At 68.6% G+C, this 16,358-nt stretch carries 17 protein-coding genes; 11 read left to right on the top strand and 6 right to left on the bottom strand.

Going from position 1 to position 16,358, the window contains the following annotated elements:
* Positions 1-24 precede the first annotated feature (24 nt).
* The 3 genes from AKG07_RS07865 to AKG07_RS07855 are packed head-to-tail and all read right to left on the bottom strand — an operon-like array spanning position 25 to position 3,902.
* Positions 25-1,002, bottom strand: a complete 978-nt coding sequence (locus AKG07_RS07865; RefSeq protein ID WP_053097325.1) for an NUDIX hydrolase — start codon at positions 1,000-1,002, stop codon at positions 25-27.
* Positions 999-3,164 (bottom strand): RNA degradosome polyphosphate kinase, encoded by a 2,166-nt coding sequence (locus AKG07_RS07860; protein ID WP_053097323.1) that lies wholly within the window; start codon positions 3,162-3,164, stop codon positions 999-1,001. Before AKG07_RS07860 ends, AKG07_RS07865 begins: the two co-directional genes overlap by 4 nt.
* 54 nt (positions 3,165-3,218) lie before the next feature.
* Positions 3,219-3,902, bottom strand: coding sequence for a winged helix-turn-helix transcriptional regulator (locus AKG07_RS07855; protein ID WP_053097321.1), 684 nt, complete (start codon positions 3,900-3,902; stop codon positions 3,219-3,221).
* Positions 3,903-3,974: 72 nt separating this feature from the next.
* Between AKG07_RS07855 and AKG07_RS07850 the strand changes: the two genes are divergently transcribed.
* The 3 genes from AKG07_RS07850 to ygfZ all read left to right on the top strand — a co-directional run bounded on the left by AKG07_RS07850 (position 3,975) and on the right by ygfZ (position 6,152).
* Entirely contained in the window at positions 3,975-4,262 is a 288-nt protein-coding gene (locus AKG07_RS07850) for a hypothetical protein (protein ID WP_053099202.1), read from the top strand.
* 164 nt (positions 4,263-4,426) lie between these two features.
* Entirely contained in the window at positions 4,427-5,029 is a 603-nt protein-coding gene (locus AKG07_RS07845) for an FABP family protein (RefSeq protein WP_053097319.1), read from the top strand.
* 1 nt (position 5,030) lies between these two features.
* Positions 5,031-6,152, top strand: coding sequence for a CAF17-like 4Fe-4S cluster assembly/insertion protein YgfZ (gene ygfZ, locus AKG07_RS07840; RefSeq protein WP_053097317.1), 1,122 nt, complete (start codon positions 5,031-5,033; stop codon positions 6,150-6,152).
* Between the two features lie 22 nt (positions 6,153-6,174).
* On the opposite strand, the gene AKG07_RS07835 is transcribed toward ygfZ, so the two are convergent.
* Positions 6,175-6,999, bottom strand: coding sequence for a class I SAM-dependent methyltransferase (locus tag AKG07_RS07835; RefSeq protein ID WP_053097315.1), 825 nt, complete (start codon positions 6,997-6,999; stop codon positions 6,175-6,177).
* 60 nt (positions 7,000-7,059) lie between these two features.
* On the opposite strand from AKG07_RS07835, the gene AKG07_RS07830 reads away from it, so the two are divergent.
* Complete coding sequence (locus tag AKG07_RS07830) at positions 7,060-7,809, top strand: phosphoglyceromutase (protein WP_053097313.1); 750 nt, start codon at positions 7,060-7,062, stop codon at positions 7,807-7,809.
* Positions 7,810-7,870: 61 nt separating this feature from the next.
* On the opposite strand, the gene phoU is transcribed toward AKG07_RS07830, so the two are convergent.
* Positions 7,871-8,569 (bottom strand): phosphate signaling complex protein PhoU, encoded by a 699-nt coding sequence (gene phoU, locus AKG07_RS07825; RefSeq protein ID WP_053097311.1) that lies wholly within the window; start codon positions 8,567-8,569, stop codon positions 7,871-7,873.
* A gap of 221 nt (positions 8,570-8,790) precedes the next feature.
* Here phoU and AKG07_RS07820 point away from each other — a divergent pair, with 221 nt between their 5' ends.
* Together AKG07_RS07820 and AKG07_RS07815 are read left to right on the top strand one after the other, a co-directional pair.
* Positions 8,791-10,008: a sensor histidine kinase gene (locus tag AKG07_RS07820; RefSeq protein ID WP_053097309.1), complete on the top strand. Its 1,218-nt coding sequence runs from the start codon at positions 8,791-8,793 to the stop codon at positions 10,006-10,008.
* Positions 10,005-10,688, top strand: a complete 684-nt coding sequence (locus tag AKG07_RS07815) for a response regulator transcription factor (RefSeq protein WP_053097307.1) — start codon at positions 10,005-10,007, stop codon at positions 10,686-10,688. The genes AKG07_RS07820 and AKG07_RS07815 overlap by 4 nt, the downstream gene beginning before the upstream one ends.
* A 91-nt stretch (positions 10,689-10,779) precedes the next feature.
* On the opposite strand, the gene AKG07_RS07810 is transcribed toward AKG07_RS07815, so the two are convergent.
* A complete protein-coding gene (locus AKG07_RS07810) occupies positions 10,780-11,316 on the bottom strand; it encodes a hypothetical protein (protein ID WP_053097306.1) in 537 nt (178 codons plus the stop codon).
* Between the two features lie 136 nt (positions 11,317-11,452).
* Here AKG07_RS07810 and AKG07_RS07805 point away from each other — a divergent pair, with 136 nt between their 5' ends.
* The 5 genes from AKG07_RS07805 (at position 11,453) to rlmB (ending at position 16,355) form a co-directional block, all read left to right on the top strand.
* Entirely contained in the window at positions 11,453-11,935 is a 483-nt protein-coding gene (locus AKG07_RS07805; protein ID WP_053097304.1) for a CarD family transcriptional regulator, read from the top strand.
* A 73-nt stretch (positions 11,936-12,008) separates the two neighbouring features.
* Positions 12,009-13,208, top strand: a complete 1,200-nt coding sequence (gene ispD, locus AKG07_RS07800; protein ID WP_445928303.1) for a 2-C-methyl-D-erythritol 4-phosphate cytidylyltransferase — start codon at positions 12,009-12,011, stop codon at positions 13,206-13,208.
* Positions 13,209-13,299: 91 nt separating this feature from the next.
* Positions 13,300-13,890: a short chain dehydrogenase gene (locus AKG07_RS07795; protein ID WP_053097302.1), complete on the top strand. Its 591-nt coding sequence runs from the start codon at positions 13,300-13,302 to the stop codon at positions 13,888-13,890.
* 61 nt (positions 13,891-13,951) lie between these two features.
* Positions 13,952-15,355 carry a cysteine--tRNA ligase gene (gene cysS / locus AKG07_RS07790; RefSeq protein ID WP_053097300.1) on the top strand — a complete coding sequence of 468 codons (1,404 nt, stop codon included), beginning with the start codon at positions 13,952-13,954 and terminating at the stop codon, positions 15,353-15,355.
* The gene (gene rlmB / locus AKG07_RS07785) at positions 15,348-16,355 is read left to right on the top strand and encodes a 23S rRNA (guanosine(2251)-2'-O)-methyltransferase RlmB (protein WP_053097298.1); all 1,008 of its coding nucleotides are present in this window, start codon (positions 15,348-15,350) and stop codon (positions 16,353-16,355) included. Before cysS ends, rlmB begins: the two co-directional genes overlap by 8 nt.
* Positions 16,356-16,358 lie beyond the last annotated feature (3 nt).

The raw sequence follows: 16,358 nt of genomic DNA, 5'->3' as shown, positions 1-16,358 counted from the left end.
GCTCGCAGCGCGAGCCGGTCGGTGTCACGCCTTGGGGATGTGCGTCTCGATAGCGATGATCCCCGACCCCGGATTCGACGCCGAGAGGTGGACGACCGAGAAGGCGGCCGGTTCGAGGTCGGCTGCGCTGCTCACGTACGAGCCGCGGACGGTGCCGGTCGCCAGCGCGATCTCCGTCAGGATTCCGGGGAGGACCGGGCCATGGCTGCACAGCACCGCGGGCTTGCCGGAGCGCACGCGCCGGCCGACCACGGAACGCAGATCGTCGTCGCCGTCCTCCCACGCATCCTGACTGATCTTCGGGGTGGTGACGGTCTTGCGGTCGAGGGCTTTCGCGAGGGGCGCCACGGTCTGCATGCAGCGCACGGCATCGCTCGTGATGATCTTGCGCACGCCGAAGGCCCGCAGCGGACCGACGATCGACTTCGCCTGCTGCTCGCCGCGGTCTGTCAGAGGCCGTGCGGCATCCGCCCCGTCCCAGTCCGAGCGCGAGAGCGCCTTCGCATGACGCAGAGCGATGATCGGGAAGGTGCGCAGCACGCCGTCGTCGACGAGCTGCGTGAAGAAGTCGAGGATCTCGATGTCGACGGGGTAGCTCAGCCGGGCGCGGGCCTTCTTGACGCTCACCCATTCGAGCGCGGCGATCTCGCGGTTCGGCACGAAGGTCGAGGCGCGGATCGCGTCGGCCGTCGCCTCGGCCGCCCAGTAGTGCACGACCTTCTGCTTGCTCGACGGCAGGTGGTACCGACTGACGCCGACGGGCACGCCGAGGGAGACGCGGATGCCGGTCTCCTCATGCACCTCGCGCACCGCGGTCTCGGCGAGCATCTCGCCGGGATCCACCTTGCCCTTGGGGAGCGTGACGTCGCGGTACTTCGTGCGATGGATCAGGAGGATGCGCAGCTTGCCGTCGATGAGCCTCCACACGACCGCGCCGGCCGCATACACGGCCTTGTCCGTCCATTTCGACCGTGCGGTCTGGGTGCTCGTGTGCGCGCTCATCGAACCGCCCGTGCTCGACGACGCCGCTGGATCAACCCCATGGTCTTGTCCTGCAGGTCGACGAGGGGCTTGCCTGCGGCATCCTCGGCGTGGCGGGTCCAGACGCCGTCGGCTCCGAGGTGCCACGACGTGGTTCCCGGGTCCATGGCGAGATCGAAGAAATCGAGCAGATCCTTCATGTGGACGGGGTCGGTGACGCGCACCAGCGCCTCGACGCGGCGGTCGAGGTTGCGATGCATCATGTCGGCGCTGCCGATGTAGACCTGGGCGTCGCCGTCGTTGTGGAATGCGAAGATGCGCGAGTGCTCGAGGTACCGGCCGAGGATGCTGCGGACGGTGATGTTGTCGCTGATGCCCTCGAGGTCGGTGCGCAGGCTGCAGATCCCACGGACCCACACGTCGACCTTCACGCCGGCGGCGCTGGCGCGGTACAGAGCGTCGATGACCTCTTCGTCGACCATCGAGTTCACCTTGATGCGGATGCCGGCGGGCTTGCCGTCCTCGGCATTGCGGCGCTCGTGGTCGATCTGGCGCACCAGTCCCTTGCGCAGGTGAAGCGGCGCCACGAGGAGACGCTTGAACTTCTTCTCGATGGCGTAGCCGCTGAGCTCGTTGAACAGACGCGTGAGGTCCTTGCCCACCTGGGCGTCGGTGGTGAACAGCCCGAAGTCCTCGTAGATGCGGCTGGTCTTCGGGTTGTAGTTGCCCGTGCCGATGTGCGAGTAGTGGCGCAGCACGCCGTCCTCCTCGCGGATGACGAGGGCGAGCTTGCAGTGGGTCTTGAGTCCGACGAGGCCGTAGACGACGTGGACTCCCGCCTTCTCGAGCTTGCGCGCCCAGACGATGTTGTTGGCCTCGTCGAAGCGGGCCTTGACCTCGACCAGCGCCAGCACCTGCTTGCCGGACTCGGCGGCGTTGATCAGCGCCTCGACGATCGGGCTGTCACCCGAGGTGCGATAGAGCGTCTGCTTGATGGCCAGCACGTGCGGGTCGCGCGCCGCCTGCTCGAGGAACGCCACGACGCTGGTGGTGAACGACTCGTACGGGTGGTGCACGAGCACGTCCGACTTGCGGATCGCCTTGAAGATGTCGGCCCGCGTATTGCTCCCGGTGGGCTGGAAGGCGACAGCGGTGGTGGGCAGATGCGGCGGGTAGCGGAGATCGGGTCGGTCGATGCGCGACAGGTCGAAAAGGCCGCGCAGATCGAGCGGCCCGGGCAGCCGGTAGATCTCCTGGTCGGTGATCTCGAGCTCGCGCACGAGGAGGTCCATCGTGACCTCGTCCATGTCGTCCGTGATCTCGAGGCGGATGGGCGGGCCGAAGCGGCGCCGCAGCAGCTCGGCCTCGAGCGCCTGGATGAGGTTCTCGCTCTCGTCCTCCTCGATCTCCACGTCCTCGTTGCGGGTCAGGCGGAAGGCGTGGTGATCGAGGACCTCCATACCGGGGAAGAGGTCGCCGAGGTGGTTGGCGATCAGTTCCTCGAGCGTCAGGAAGCGCTTGATCTCGCCGGTTCCGGGCACCTCGACGAAGCGGGGAAGCATGGGCGGCACCTTGAGGCGGGCGAACTCCTGGCGGCCGGTGCGGGCGTTGCGGATGCGGATGGCGAGGTTGAGCGACAGTCCCGAGATGTACGGGAAGGGGTGCGCGGGGTCGACCGCGAGCGGCATGAGGACGGGGAAGACCTGCGCTCCGAAGTACTCGGAGAGCTTGGACCGCTCGTCGTCGCTGAGCTCGGACCATTCGGTGATCTCGATGCCGGATTCGGCGAGAGCCGGACGCACCAGCGACTTCCACGCGTCGGCGTGGCGCAGCTGCAGCGCGTGCGCCTCGCGAGCGATGTCGGCGAGGGCGTCGGCGGGGGAGCGGCCGATGTTGGTGGGCACGGCCAGGCCGGTCACGATGCGACGCTTGAGCCCGGCGACGCGGACCATGAAGAACTCATCGAGGTTGCTCGCGAAGATGGCGAGGAAGTTCGCGCGCTCGAGTTCGGGGAGCGAGGGATCCTCCGCCAGCTCGAGCACGCGCTGGTTGAACGCGAGCCAGCTCAGCTCACGATCGAGGTAGCGGTGGTCGGGGAGGAGCGCGTCCGGGGACTCGATGGCATCGAAGTCGTCATCTTCAGCGTCACCGAGACCTGCGTCGGCGAGTGCGGGATCGATCATGGGGTACATCTAAGCACCGTGAGGTGTCGCGCGCGTGAACTGACCTCTCGTGCGTCAGCGCGCAGCGGCGACCGGCTCCTCGTCGTAGACGTTGAATCGGTAGCCGACGTTGCGCACCGTTCCGATGATCTGCTCCTGGTCGCCCAGCTTCGCCCGCAGTCGACGGACGTGCACGTCGACCGTTCTGGTGCCGCCGAAGTAGTCGTATCCCCACACCTCGCTGAGCAGCTGCTCGCGGGTGAACACGCGAGAGGGGTGCGTGGCGAGGAAGTGCAGCAGCTGGAACTCCTTGTAGGTGAGGTCCAACGGGCGTCCGCGGAGCTTCGCCGAATAGGACTGCTCGTCGATCGTGACGCCAGACGCCTGTACGCGGGTCGGTTCGGCGACCTCGTCACGGCGTGCGAGTGCGAGCCTGACCCGCGCGTCGGTCTCGGCCGGCCCCGCAGTCGACAGCAGCACGTCGTCGATGCCCCACTCGCCCGAGAGGGCGCTCATGCCGCCCTCGGTGACGACGAGCAGCAGCGGGGCGTCCTGCCCTGTGGCCCGCAGCAGGCGGCAGAGGGACTTCGCCCCGACGAGATCGAGACGGCCGTCGACGATCACGATGTCGTACTCGGGGGCGCTCACGAGTTGGGCGGGCTCGGCCGGGATCTGACGCACTCGATGGCTGAGGAGCTCGAGTGCGGGCAGGACCTGCTCCGAGACCGGAGCATTGGTCAACACCAGGACCTGGGCCACACGCACTCCTTCCGGACGGCGGGGTACGCCGTGCCGCAATGATACCGGGCGCTGATGGGTGACAATGGAGTCATGACGGATCCAGCGCTCGCACCGCGTAATGCTTTCGTCGGCGTGCTCATCGTCTGGGCCGTCGCCTTGGTGGCCGCTGTCGGCGTGGGCATCTTCGTCGCCGAGGAGTGGCGGGTGCCGTGGCTGCTCGTCGCGTTCGGCGCGATCGTGCTCCTCTCCTTCGCCGTGCAGCTGCAGTACGGGCGCACACAGGGCTTCATCTTCCGTGTGGGTGCCAGCACGATCGGTGCGCTGCTGCTGATGGGCGTGATCTCCGTCGGCTTCGGCCTGGCCGCACTCCTCACCTGATCCGCAGACGAGACACCGGGTCTACCGCAGGGTAAAGTGGTGGCCATGGACCTCATGGCGCTCGAACTCTTCTTCATCGGCCTCCTGGGCCTGGCGAGCCTCGCGATCGCCTTCGTCTCGGTCGTCGTGCTGAGAAACCTCTTCCGCGGCCAGCGCTGAGCATCGTGCTCGAGCTCCCCACCGATCTCCCCGCCGACCTCGCGCCGCTCTCGTGGCTCATCGGCGTCTGGGAGGGAACCGGCGTCATCGACTATCCGGTCGGCGACGAGCGTCTACAGGGTGAGTTCACGCATCGCGTGAGCTTCAGCCACGACGGCGGCCCGTTCCTCAACTACTCGGCCACTGCGACGTTCACCGGCGACGACCAGGCGGTCTCCCTCCCGCTCGTCGCCGAGACCGGTTTCTGGAGACTCAGCCGTCCGGCCACCGCCGCCGATCCCGGCCCCGGGCTGCTGCCGCCGCTGACCGAGCCGGTCACGCGCGGCGTCGACGACGTCGAGCAACTGCGTGCGGCATCGGGCGGATTCCCGATCGAGGTCTCTCTCGCACACGCCGACGGGACGCTCGAGCTCTACCTCGGCGAGATCAACGGTCCGCGCATCGACATCGCCTCCGACGCGATCGTCCGCGGTGCGGGTGCCAAGGAGTACGGCGCCGCGACGCGCATGTACGGACTCGTCGACAACCACCTGCTCTGGGCCTGGGACATCGCGGCTCTCGGCACTCCTATGCGGGCGCACGCGTCGGCACGATTGGCCAAGGTCTGACATGACCGGTTTCTCCGGCATCCCCGGCGCGGTGACCGGCGACGGCGGGATCGCCCACTTCGGCGACGCGTTCCGTGAGCAGCGTCGCCTCGCCTCAGGCGGGGCGATCGTGCCGCTCGACGACCGGACGGTCATCGAGGTCGCGGGACCGGAACGACTCGGATGGTTGGATTCCATCACCTCGCAGTCCGTCGGTCGGCTCGCGCCCGGCGAGAGCACCGAGATGCTCGTGCTCGATCCTCAGGGGCGCGTCGAGCACGCCGCCGGCGTCCTCGACGACGGGGCATCGACCTGGCTCATCGCGGATGCCGGCGACGCCGAGGCGTTGGCGACCTGGCTGACGCGGATGAAGTTCCGCACACAGGCCACCGTCGCGGTGCGTCCCGATCTCGCGCTGCTCGGCTTCGTCGACGGAGGCGGGGCGGCTGAGCGTGCGACTGCTGCGGCATCCGCTCCTGCAGGCGCACCGCTGATCTGGACCGATCCGTGGCAGCGCGTGAGCGCGGGCGGTCACCAGTACGCCGAGGTCCTCGATCACCCGGGTGCAGACCTCGCCTGGAAAGTGGCCATCGCGACCGCCGAGGCAGCAGGTGCGCTGGCAGCGACGCTCTCACCGGAAGAGGTCGCCGGACTCCTCGCCGCCGAGGCACTGCGCATCGCCGCCTGGCGACCGCGGTGGTCGGCCGAGGTCGACGAGCGCTCGCTGCCGCACGAGTCCGACTGGATCCGCACCGCCGTGCACCTCAACAAGGGCTGCTACCGCGGACAGGAGACCGTCGCGAAGGTCCACAACCTGGGTCACCCGCCGCGCAGGCTCGCGGCACTGCACCTCGACGGCAGCGAGGCCGTGCTGCCAGCGGTCGGCGATGCGGTGCTCGCGGGCGACGACGAGGTCGGTCACATCACGTCGGTCGCCCGGCACCATGAAGACGGACCGATCGCGCTCGCGATCCTGTCGCGTCGCACGCCGGTCGGCGATCTCGTCGTCCGCGCCGAGGGGGCCGACATCGCCGCGACGCAGCAGGTGATCGTGCCGGCGGATGCCGGTGCCACGGCCGAGATCCCTCGTATCACCCGACTGTCCCGACGCCCGAGCGCACCGGATCCGCGCCAGGCGGGCTGACTCGCGGGGCGAGAAGCGCCCTTCAGGGGAGCGGCGCGACCGCATCCCAGGGGAGCGTGAGCTCACCGAGTCGCCACCGGCTCTTGACGCCGAGCACGGGCCAGCCCTGATCGCGCAGAGCGGCGACCGCGCCCAGGAATCTCTGCGTCGCTCCGAAGGTCGACAACGGCGCCGCACGGCTCCACTCGCGATCGAGGTCGACGAGCAGGGCGTGCACGCGCTCGCCGGGCACGTTGCGGTGGATCAGCGCTTTCGGCAGCCGCTCCGCGACGATGCTCGGACGCTCGAGATCCGCGAGACGCAGGGAGATCGTGAACCGGAGCGGCGATCCGGTCGGGTCGACGTCGACCCAGCTCGACACCCGACCGATCTCGTCGCAGGTGCCCTCGACGAGCAGGCCCTCGGGAGCGAGGCGCCCGGCCATCGTGCTCCAGGCCGCGGCGACATCGGACTCGTCGTACTGGCGGAGCACGTTCATCGCGCGGATCACCGCGGGGCGCCGCCCGGCAGGCAGAGGCACCTCGAATCCACCGCGAGCGAAGGAGACGCGCAGATCGGGCGAGAAGGCGGTGTTCCCTGCCTGCACCTCGACCAGCTGCTGAGTCGCGGTCGCGACTCTGACCGGATCGATCTCGAGGCCGCGCACCTCGGCATCCGCTCGCACGCGCTGCAGTCGGGTGGCGAGCTCGAAGGCGGTCACCCCGCTGGCGCCGTAGCCGAGGTCGATGACGAGCGGATCCGCGGCGCGGCGGAACGCGGGGCTCACCGCGATCCAGCGATCGTTGCGGCGCAGCCTGTTCGTCCCGGTGGTGCCGCGGGTCGGCCGACCGAGGGGAGATGACGCCATGCGTCAATCCTCGCAGGGCATGGGCGTGGACGCGTCCGGCTGCGCCGATAAACTGGGGCCATGACTTCGAAGCGCACCCTGATCCTGCTCCGTCACGGCCGGAGCGAGTGGAACGAACTGAACCTCTTCACCGGATGGGTGGACGTCCGCCTGAACGAGCAGGGCCGGAACGAGGCCCGCCGAGGCGGCGAGCTCCTGGCCGAGGCGGGCATCCTGCCCGACGTGCTGCACACCTCGCTGCTCAGCCGTGCGATTCAGACCGCGAACATCGCGCTCGACGCGGCCGACCGCCTGTGGATCCCGGTCACGCGCTCGTGGCGCCTCAACGAGCGTCACTACGGCGCTCTGCAGGGCAAGGACAAGGCGCAGACGCTCGAGGAGTTCGGTCCGGAGCAGTTCCAGCTGTGGCGCCGTTCGTTCGACGTGCCGCCGCCCGTGCTCGACGACGACAGCGAGTTCAGCCAGGTGAATGACGTGCGCTACGCCGGCATCGACGGTGAGGTACCGCGGACGGAGTCGCTGAAGCTCGTCATCGATCGCCTGCTGCCGTACTGGGACGACGCGATCGTCCCCGACCTCGAAGCAGGCAAGACGGTCCTCGTCACCGCGCACGGCAACTCGCTGCGCGGCCTCGTGAAGCACCTCGAGGGCATCAGCGACGATGACATCGCCGAGCTGAACATCCCCACCGGCATCCCGCTCGTGTACGAGCTCGATGAGAACAACGTCCCCACCGGTCCCGGCCGCTACCTCGACCCCGAGGCTGCCGCCGCCGGTGCTGCCGCCGTGGCAGCGCAGGGCAAGAAGTAACACCGCAGACGAAGGGGGCGGATGCTGACAGCATCCGCCCCCTTCGTCGTGTCATCGGCGCTCAGGCGTGGCCGAGCTCCTGCTGCTGCTCGACCGCGAGGGCGATGTCCTCCTCCTCGATGCGCCAGTCGCCGGTCGCCAGGTAGATGACCTTCTTGGCGACCGCGACCGCGTGGTCTGCGAAGCGCTCGTGGTAGCGGCTGGCGAGCGTCGCGTCGACCGTCGCCGTGGCCTCGCCCTTCCAGTTGTCGCTGAGCACCTTCTCGAAGACGCTGGCGTGCAGCTCGTCGATGTCGTCGTCGGTGTTGCGGATGGTGTCGGCCAGCTTCAGGTCCTGGGTTCGCAGCAGCTCGGAGAGCGTGCGCGAGATCTCGACGTCCAGCTCGCCCATCTTCGTGAAGGTGCCCTTGAGGCCCTTCGGGATCGCGCGCTCGGGGAAGCGCAGGCGCGCGAGCTGGGCGATGTGCTCGGACATGTCGCCCATGCGCTCGAGCGAGGCGCTCACGCGCAGCGCGGTGACGACGACGCGCAGGTCTCGCGCGACCGGCTGCTGGCGGGCGAGGATCTCGATGGCCTGCTCGTCGAGCGCCACGGCCAGCGCATCGATCTTGGCGTCATCGGCGATGACCTCTTCGGCCAGCTCGACATCGCTCGTGGCGAAGGAGCGGGTGGCCTTGTCGATGGAGACCGTGACGAGGTCGGCGATCTCCACGAGCTGGGACTGCAGGTCCTCGAGGGACTGATGGAAGACTTCGCGCATGTCGGCGCAACCTTTCGTTCGGGTCTCGGCTGTGGTGTCAACGCGAGACGGCCGGGCCGCTCGCACGAGAGGAGAGCACAGCGCTCCCGCACAGGCCCGAAAGCGATTGTCTGCTCCGAAGGTTAACGAACGGTGCCCAGCACGTGAATAGTACTTCTCGCCGTGGCTCAGGGGCGGGCGAACCCGCCGATCCGCGGGTGAACGCACTCTACGCTGGGGTTATGACCTTGCCGCAGATCGCGCTGCTCGCGTTGGCCGTCGGCCTCGTGATCGGCGTTGGCCTCTCCCTTCTCGTGGCCTGGGCATACCGTGCGCGGGCGCGCGTGGCCGATGAGACCTCGCTCGTGGTCCCGGACGGTGTGACCGCCGTGCTCGGCAGCATGGACGATGCAGCATGCGTGGTCGACTCCTCCGGACTCGTGCTCGCCGTCTCGAAGGCGGCGACCAGGTTCGGCATCGAGGTGGGCGCACCCCTGGAGAACCCCGAGCTGCGTCAGCTCGTGCGTGGCGGACGCATCGAGGGCAGTTCGGCGACCGAGTCGCTGCGCATCACGCGCGGCGGGCTCAGCCTCGATCCACGGCTCGTGTCGGCTCGGGCGAGCGCCATCAGTCCGCGCATGACGCTGCTGATCATCCGCGACGTCACGGAGCAGGAGCGCCTCGACCAGATGCGCCGAGACTTCGTGGCGAACACCAGTCACGAGCTCAAGACCCCTGTGGGAGCCGTCACTCTGCTCGCCGAGGCCATCGAATCGGCGGCCGACGACCCTGCTCAGGTGCGTCACTTCGCGACCCGGATCTCGGCCGAAGCCGCACGTCTCGGTCAGCTGACCGGTCGGATCATGAGTCTCTCGAGACTGCAGACCGACGATGCGCTGTCCGATGTGCGGCCCGTCTCGATCGACGAAGTTCTCGCCACCGCGCTCGAGGCGCATGTCGTGCAGGCCGACTCTGCCGGGGTCGAACTCGCCCGCGGCGGCGATCGCGGAGTCTGGGTGCGCGGCGACTCGCAGATCCTCATCGAGGCCTTCGGCAACCTCATCGCGAACGCGATCGTCTACTCCCCGAAGGGGTCGCGCGTCGGCATCGGTGTGAAGGCCGATGAAGGGGTGGTCGAAGTGGCGGTCTCGGACCAGGGCATCGGGATCGCGGAGGCGGATCGGGAGCGGATCTTCGAGCGCTTCTACCGGGCGGACGAGGCGCGGTCCCGCCGCACCGGCGGAACGGGGCTCGGACTCTCGATCGTCAAGCATGCGACACAGCGCCACGGCGGCGAAGTACGCCTCTGGTCGCGACCCGGACGAGGCTCGACCTTCACCATCAGGCTTCCGAGGATCGACGCTCCCCCGAGCATCGACAAGGACCAGAAGAACAAGAAGAAGCGCGAGCGCAAAGCGGCCAAGGCCGCTGCTCGCGTCCGAAACGGAGAGAACGCATGACCCGCATCCTTCTCGTCGAAGACGAGCCCGACCTCGCCGACCCGCTCGCCTACCTGCTGCGCCGAGAGGGGTACGAGGTCGAGATCGCCGAGGACGGTCCAGGGGCGCTGGCCGCCTTCCGCGAGCGTGGCGCCGACGTCGTGCTCCTCGACCTGATGCTGCCTGGCATGCCGGGCACCGAGGTGTGCCGGCAGATCCGCTCGACCTCGGCTGTGCCGATCATCATGGTCACGGCCAAGGACTCGGAGGTGGACATCGTCGTCGGACTCGAGCTCGGCGCCGACGACTACGTCACAAAGCCGTACTCGTCCCGCGAGCTGCTCGCCCGGATGCGCGCGGTCCTTCGTCGCGTGGTGCAGGCCGACAGCGAGCTCGACGAGCGCGTGCTCGACGGGGGACGCGTCTCGCTCGACATCGATCGCCACACCGTCTCGGTCGCCGGACAGCAGATCAACATGCCTCTGAAGGAATTCGAGCTCCTCGAGGTGCTGATGCGCAATTCAGGTCGAGTGCTCACGCGCGGTCAGCTGATCGACCGCGTGTGGGGGAGCGACTACTTCGGAGACACGAAGACGCTCGACGTGCACATCAAGCGGATCCGCTCCCGCATCGAAGAGAACCCGGGGGAGCCCGTCATGCTCGTCACGGTTCGCGGTCTCGGGTACCGCTTCGAGGGCTGACACAGTCGTCGGACGGCACGCCCGTCCCCATGACGGAGAAGAGGCCGGCACCCCGCAGGGTGTCGGCCTCTTCGTCAGCGTATGCGCCGGCTCACTCCGCCGGAGCGGGGGCAGCCGTGTCCGTGGGGGCCGGCTCGGGCGTCGGTGTCGACTTCTGCTCCGTGGGCACGAGGTCGGCGTAGTACGGCAGAGTGCCGTCGAGAACGGGAACCTGAGTCTTCGTGCCGGCACCGTCGCCCGACTGGAAGTGGATCTCGATGGTCGCGCCGGGCATGGTGTCGAGTCCGTCGATGCGCAGCGGTTCCTCGTCGGCACCGAAGCTGACGGTCTTGCCCGCGGGTACGGAGACGGTGAACGGCTCATCGGAGCCCGACACGGTCATCGTGAGCGTCGCCTTGTCGGCGGTCGGGTTGACCACGGCGCCGATGAAGTTGCCGACCGATCCGTCTTCGTTCGCGACGATGAAGGCATTGCGCACGTCGATGGGACCGTCGGAGTCCGAGACGTTGACGCCGTCGGAGGCGGAGTATTCGATCGTCGTCGCCTGCGGCGAGATGAACGTGCAGCCCGTCGCGCCCAGAAGAACGAGGGCGCTGATGGCGGCAGACGCAACAAGGCGCGATTTCACGGGTCCTCCTGAGGTACGACGGGATATCCGCGTCCCATTCTATGCGCATGCGGGGCACCGCCCGAGGACGCGGCGGCGCGAACCTTAGCGCATGTCCCCTGTGGTATCCTTGAGGTTGCCGAAAGGACAAGTTTTTATGCTTTTTGAGGTTGGCGAAACTGTCGTCTATCCGCACCATGGCGCTGCGACCATCATCGAGGTCAAGGAGCGCATCATCAAGGGTGAGGCGAAGAAATACCTGAAGCTCAACGTGACCCAGGGGGACCTCATCATCGAGGTGCCTGCGGAGAACGTCGATCTGGTCGGGGTCCGCGATGTCATCGGCCGGGAGGGGCTCGACAACGTGTTCGAGGTGCTCCGCGCTCCGTTCACCGAAGAGCCCACGAACTGGTCTCGTCGTTACAAGGCGAACCTCGAGAAGCTCGCCTCCGGCGACGTGATCAAGGTGAGCGAGGTCGTCCGTGACCTGTGGCGTCGGGATCAGGACCGCGGTCTGTCGGCCGGTGAGAAGCGGATGCTGGCGAAGGCTCGTCAGATCCTCATCTCGGAGCTGGCTCTGGCGGAGAAGACCGACGAGGACAAGGCGAGCGCACTGCTCGACGAGGTCCTCGCTTCCTGAGCGGATCGAGACAAGGCGGGTGCTTCGGCATCCGCCTTTTTTCGTGCGCGCCGGTAACGTGAACCTGGTGAGCATGCTTCCCGTCCCTGACACCGCGATCATCGTCGTCGCCGCCGGCTCCGGCACGCGACTGGATGCCGGAGCGCCCAAGGCGTTCGTCGGCATCGACAGCCATTCGATCCTCCGCCACGCGCTCGACGGCGTCTTCGCGGCGGCGCCCGCGCAGGTCATCGTGGTCGCCCCCGCAGGGTTCGAGGGCGACGCGGAGACCGAGGTGCGTGCTGCGGCCGGCGATCGCGTCGACCTCGGCAGGGTCGTGACGGGCGGAGAGACCAGGCAGCAGTCGGTCGCCGCCGGTCTGAAGGCCCTGTGGGGAGACATCACGCGAGTTCTCGTGCATGACGCGGCGCGCGCGCTGACCCCGCCGGAGGTGATCGACGCCGTGGCCCGGGCGATCGACGGCGAGGCAGGGGTCATCCCGGCGCTCCCCGTCGTCGACACGCTCAAGCGGGTCGACGGAGACGAGGTCATCGCGCCGGTGGACCGCTCCGAGCTCGCGGCAGCGCAGACGCCGCAGGGGTTTCCGCGAGCCCTCCTCGAGGCCGCCTACGATGCTGCGAGCGGCTCGGACGTCGAGTACACCGATGATGCGGCGCTGTTCGCCGCCGCCGGACATCTCGTGCGTCAGATCCCGGGTTCGCCCAGCGGATTCAAGATCACCACGCCCGCCGACCTCGAGCGCGCCCGCCAGCTGCTGGCGGCTGTCGCCGTTCCGGCACCCGAGCTCGCCCCGACGTGGACGGGACCCCGGGTCGGCCTCGGCACCGACGTGCATGCATTCGGCGGAGACGGGAACCTGTGGCTCGCCGGCCTGCAGTGGCCGGGGGAGCCGGCGCTCTCCGGGCACTCCGACGGCGACGCCGTCGCTCACGCGATCGTGGACGCGCTGCTCGGCGCAGCAGGGCTCGGAGACATCGGCGAGCACTTCGGCACCGCACACCCCGAGTACGCCGGCGCACACGCGGACGTCTTCCTCGCCCGCACCCGGGAGATCCTCACCGAGGCCGGTTTCGCGATCGGCAACGTCTCGGCGCAGTTCCAGGGCAATCGACCGCGCTTCAGCACGCGACGCGCGGAGGCGGAGCAGGTCCTGTCCACCGCGCTCGGCGGCGCGCCGGTATCCGTCACGGCGACCACGACCGACGGACTCGGGTTTCCCGGGCGAGGTGAGGGGATCGCGGTGACGGCAGTCGCGATGGTGCACGCGGTCTGACAGGCGTCACGGAGCGCGCGGGAATGTCTCAGCATCCGCGCTCGTTGTCGGAGAACGTCGTGCGATCGTCGCACGATCCGGAGGAGGCAGCATGAGGATCCTGGTCATCGGAGCCAGTGGACAGGTCGGCCGCACGGCTGTCGACGCGTTGGCCGGACACGAGGTCATCTCGGCGTCGCGCAGCAGCGAGCCGTCCGTCGATGTCACCGACTCGGCGTCGGTGGAGCACCTCTTCGCCTCGGTCGGACAGATCGACGCCGTGATCGTCGCCGTGGGAGAGGTGCCTTTTCGCTCGCTCGACGAGCTGAGCCGGAGCGACTACGAAGCGGCTTTCCGCGGCAAGGTGCTGTCGCAGCTCGACGTCGTGCGCATCGGCGCGTCGTATGTGCGCGACGGCGGCTCGATCACGCTGACCTCCGGCATCCTCTCGCGCGAGCCGATCGCCACCGGCGCCGCGGCGTCGCTCGCGAACGGAGCCATCGAGTCTTTCGTCGTCGCCGCGGCGACCGAGCTGCCCCGCGGCATCCGCATCAACGCCGTGAGCCCGTCGGTGCTCGCGGATGCGCCGTCGTATCATTCGTCGTTCCCCGGCTTCGTGCCCGTGTCGTCGCACCGCGTGGGGCAGGCCTTCGCGAAGAGCGTGCTCGGCGTGCAGACCGGGCAGGTCTACCCGGTCGACTGAGCGGCGGCAGGGCCGGGGTCACACCCAGTCTTCGGATTGCGCCGCCCGGTAAGCTTGTGCGGTGACTCTCCGCCTCTACGACACCCGCGCACAGCAGCTGCGCGACTTCGTGCCTCTCGATCCCGAGAACATCACGATGTACGTCTGTGGAGCCACCGTGCAGTCCGGCCCTCACATCGGTCACGTCCGAGCGGCGCTGAGCTTCGACCTCCTGCGGCGCTGGCTGACTCACCGCTACGGCCGCGTCACGTTCGTGCGCAACGTCACCGACATCGACGACAAGGTGCTCGTCAACGCGACAGACGTCGAGCCGTGGTGGGCGCTCGCATACCGCATGGAGCAGGAGTTCACCGCAGCGTATGCCGGCATCGGCATCCTGTCCCCGACTTATGAGCCGCGCGCGACGGCGTCCGTCCCGCAGATGCAGGAGCTGATCGCGATCCTCATCGAGCGCGGCCACGCCTACCCTGCACCGGACGGTTCCGGAGACGTCTACTTCGACGTCCGCTCGTGGACGGAGTACGGGTCGCTGACGAACCAGTCGGTCGACGCGATGGAGGCGGCGGAGGATGCCGACCCTCGCGGCAAGCGCAACCCGCAGGACTTCGCGCTGTGGAAGGGGGCCAAGCCCGACGAGCAGGCGGATGCCGTGTGGCAGTCGCCCTGGGGCGCAGGTCGCCCCGGCTGGCACATCGAATGCTCGGCGATGTCCAAGCGCTACCTCGGATCAGAGTTCGACATCCACGGCGGAGGCCTCGACCTGCGCTTCCCCCATCATGAGAACGAGCTCGCCCAGTCGACCGCGGCCGGAGACGGCTTCGCACGCTACTGGGTGCACAACGGCCTCGTGACGGTCGGCGGACAGAAGATGTCGAAGTCTCTGGGCAACTTCACCCTGGCGAGCGACGTGCTCTCGGAGCGGGATCCGCAGGTGGTGCGCTACGCACTCGCCGCCGCGCACTATCGCTCGAGCCTCGACCTCTCGGAGTCGTCGTGGACCGAGGCAGAGGCGGCACTCGGCCGCATCCGCACGTTCGTCGAGCGCGCTGAACGCATGCTTCCGAAGACCTTCGGCTGGGGGGAGCGCACGCCGCTGCCCGAGGCCTTCGCCACCGCGATGGATGACGACCTCGGCATCCCACAGGCGCTCGGAGTCCTGCACGACACCGTGCGCGCGGGCAATGCGGCGCTCGACGCCGGTGATGCCGACGGCGCCGGGACGGCGAGGAGCGAGGTGCTCGCGATGCTCGACGTCCTCGGATTCGAGCGCGTGGGTGTCGCGTCGACGGGCGATGCGCAGGCCTCTGCTCTCGACGCGCTCGTGCAGACGATGATCACCCAGCGCGCGCAGGCGCGCGCTGACAAGGACTGGGCGGCGGCCGATCGCATCCGTGATGCGATCGCCGCGGCAGGAATCACGCTGGAGGACTCTCCGGCCGGAACTCATTGGAGTATCGATGGCTAAGCCACAGCGCCCCGGCGCAAGCAACGGCAAGAAGAAGGGCCCCACCAAGGGCACCGGCGGACTCGGACGCAAGTCCCTCGAGGGCCGCGGACCGACCCCGAAGGCGGAGGACCGCGCCTGGCACCCGGCCGGCAAGCGCAAGGCCGCGGCCGAGCGCTATGCGGCATCGGGCGGAAAGGGCAAGCCGGGGCAGCGTCAGACGTCCGGCGGCAACCCGAACCGCTCGGCCCGCGCGAAGGACAACACCACTGAGGTCGAGGTCGTCACCGGCCGCAACTCGGTGCTCGAGGCTCTTCGGGCGAAGATCCCCGCGTCGGCGTTCTACATCGCGCAGCGCGTCGAGATGGACGACCGCGTCAAGGAGATGCTGTCGATCGCCACCCACCGCGGAATCCCGGTGCTCGAGGTCACGCGTCAGGAGCTCGACCGCATGGCCGGCTTCGACGGAGTCCACCAGGGCGTCGCCGTCAAGGTGCCGCCATACGAGTACGCGCACCCGCAGGACCTCCTCGAGGCCGTCATCGACAAGGGCGAGGTCCCGCTGTTCGTCGCCCTCGACGGCATCACCGACCCCCGCAACCTCGGCGCGATCATCCGCTCGACCGGTGCGTTCGGCGGACACGGCATCATCCTGCCGCAGCGTCGTTCGGCCGGTGTGAACTCGGCAGCCTGGAAGACGAGTGCCGGTGCTGCGGCACGCGTGCCGGTCGCGCTGGCGACCAACCTCACCACGCAGCTCAAGGAGTTCAAGAAGCAGGGCGTGTTCGTGCTCGGCCTCGACGGCGACGGCGACGTGCTGCTGCCCGAGCTCCAGCTGGCCGACCGCCCCGTCGTGATCGTGACCGGTTCAGAGGGCAAGGGCCTCTCGCGTCTGGTCGCCGAGACCTGCGATCAGATCGTGTCGATCCCGATCTCGGCCGTGACCGAATCGCTCAACGCCGGCATCGCGACCTCGGTCGCGCTCTACCAGGTGTCGTCCATCCGCAACGCGAAGAAGTAGGGG

Origin of the sequence: Microbacterium sp. CGR1 (assembly GCF_001266755.1) — a bacterium.
GTDB lineage: Bacteria > Actinomycetota > Actinomycetes > Actinomycetales > Microbacteriaceae > Microbacterium.
This window is presented reverse-complemented; position numbering and strand designations above follow the sequence as displayed.

Bases quoted from the DNA above. Each gene is read 5' to 3' on its own strand.
- AKG07_RS07860 (WP_053097323.1), bottom strand. From the start codon at position 3,164: ATGATCGATCCCGCACTCGCCGACGCAGGTCTCGGTGACGCTGAAGAT.
- AKG07_RS07850 (WP_053099202.1), top strand. From the start codon at position 3,975: ATGACGGATCCAGCGCTCGCACCGCGTAATGCTTTCGTCGGCGTGCTC.
- phoU (WP_053097311.1), bottom strand. From the start codon at position 8,569: ATGCGCGAAGTCTTCCATCAGTCCCTCGAGGACCTGCAGTCCCAGCTC.
- AKG07_RS07830 (WP_053097313.1), top strand. From the start codon at position 7,060: ATGACTTCGAAGCGCACCCTGATCCTGCTCCGTCACGGCCGGAGCGAG.
- AKG07_RS07835 (WP_053097315.1), bottom strand. From the start codon at position 6,999: ATGGCGTCATCTCCCCTCGGTCGGCCGACCCGCGGCACCACCGGGACG.
- rlmB (WP_053097298.1), top strand. From the start codon at position 15,348: ATGGCTAAGCCACAGCGCCCCGGCGCAAGCAACGGCAAGAAGAAGGGC.
- AKG07_RS07805 (WP_053097304.1), top strand. From the start codon at position 11,453: ATGCTTTTTGAGGTTGGCGAAACTGTCGTCTATCCGCACCATGGCGCT.
- AKG07_RS07820 (WP_053097309.1), top strand. From the start codon at position 8,791: ATGACCTTGCCGCAGATCGCGCTGCTCGCGTTGGCCGTCGGCCTCGTG.
- ygfZ (WP_053097317.1), top strand. From the start codon at position 5,031: ATGACCGGTTTCTCCGGCATCCCCGGCGCGGTGACCGGCGACGGCGGG.
- AKG07_RS07795 (WP_053097302.1), top strand. From the start codon at position 13,300: ATGAGGATCCTGGTCATCGGAGCCAGTGGACAGGTCGGCCGCACGGCT.
- ispD (WP_445928303.1), top strand. From the start codon at position 12,009: ATGCTTCCCGTCCCTGACACCGCGATCATCGTCGTCGCCGCCGGCTCC.
- AKG07_RS07815 (WP_053097307.1), top strand. From the start codon at position 10,005: ATGACCCGCATCCTTCTCGTCGAAGACGAGCCCGACCTCGCCGACCCG.
- AKG07_RS07865 (WP_053097325.1), bottom strand. From the start codon at position 1,002: ATGAGCGCGCACACGAGCACCCAGACCGCACGGTCGAAATGGACGGAC.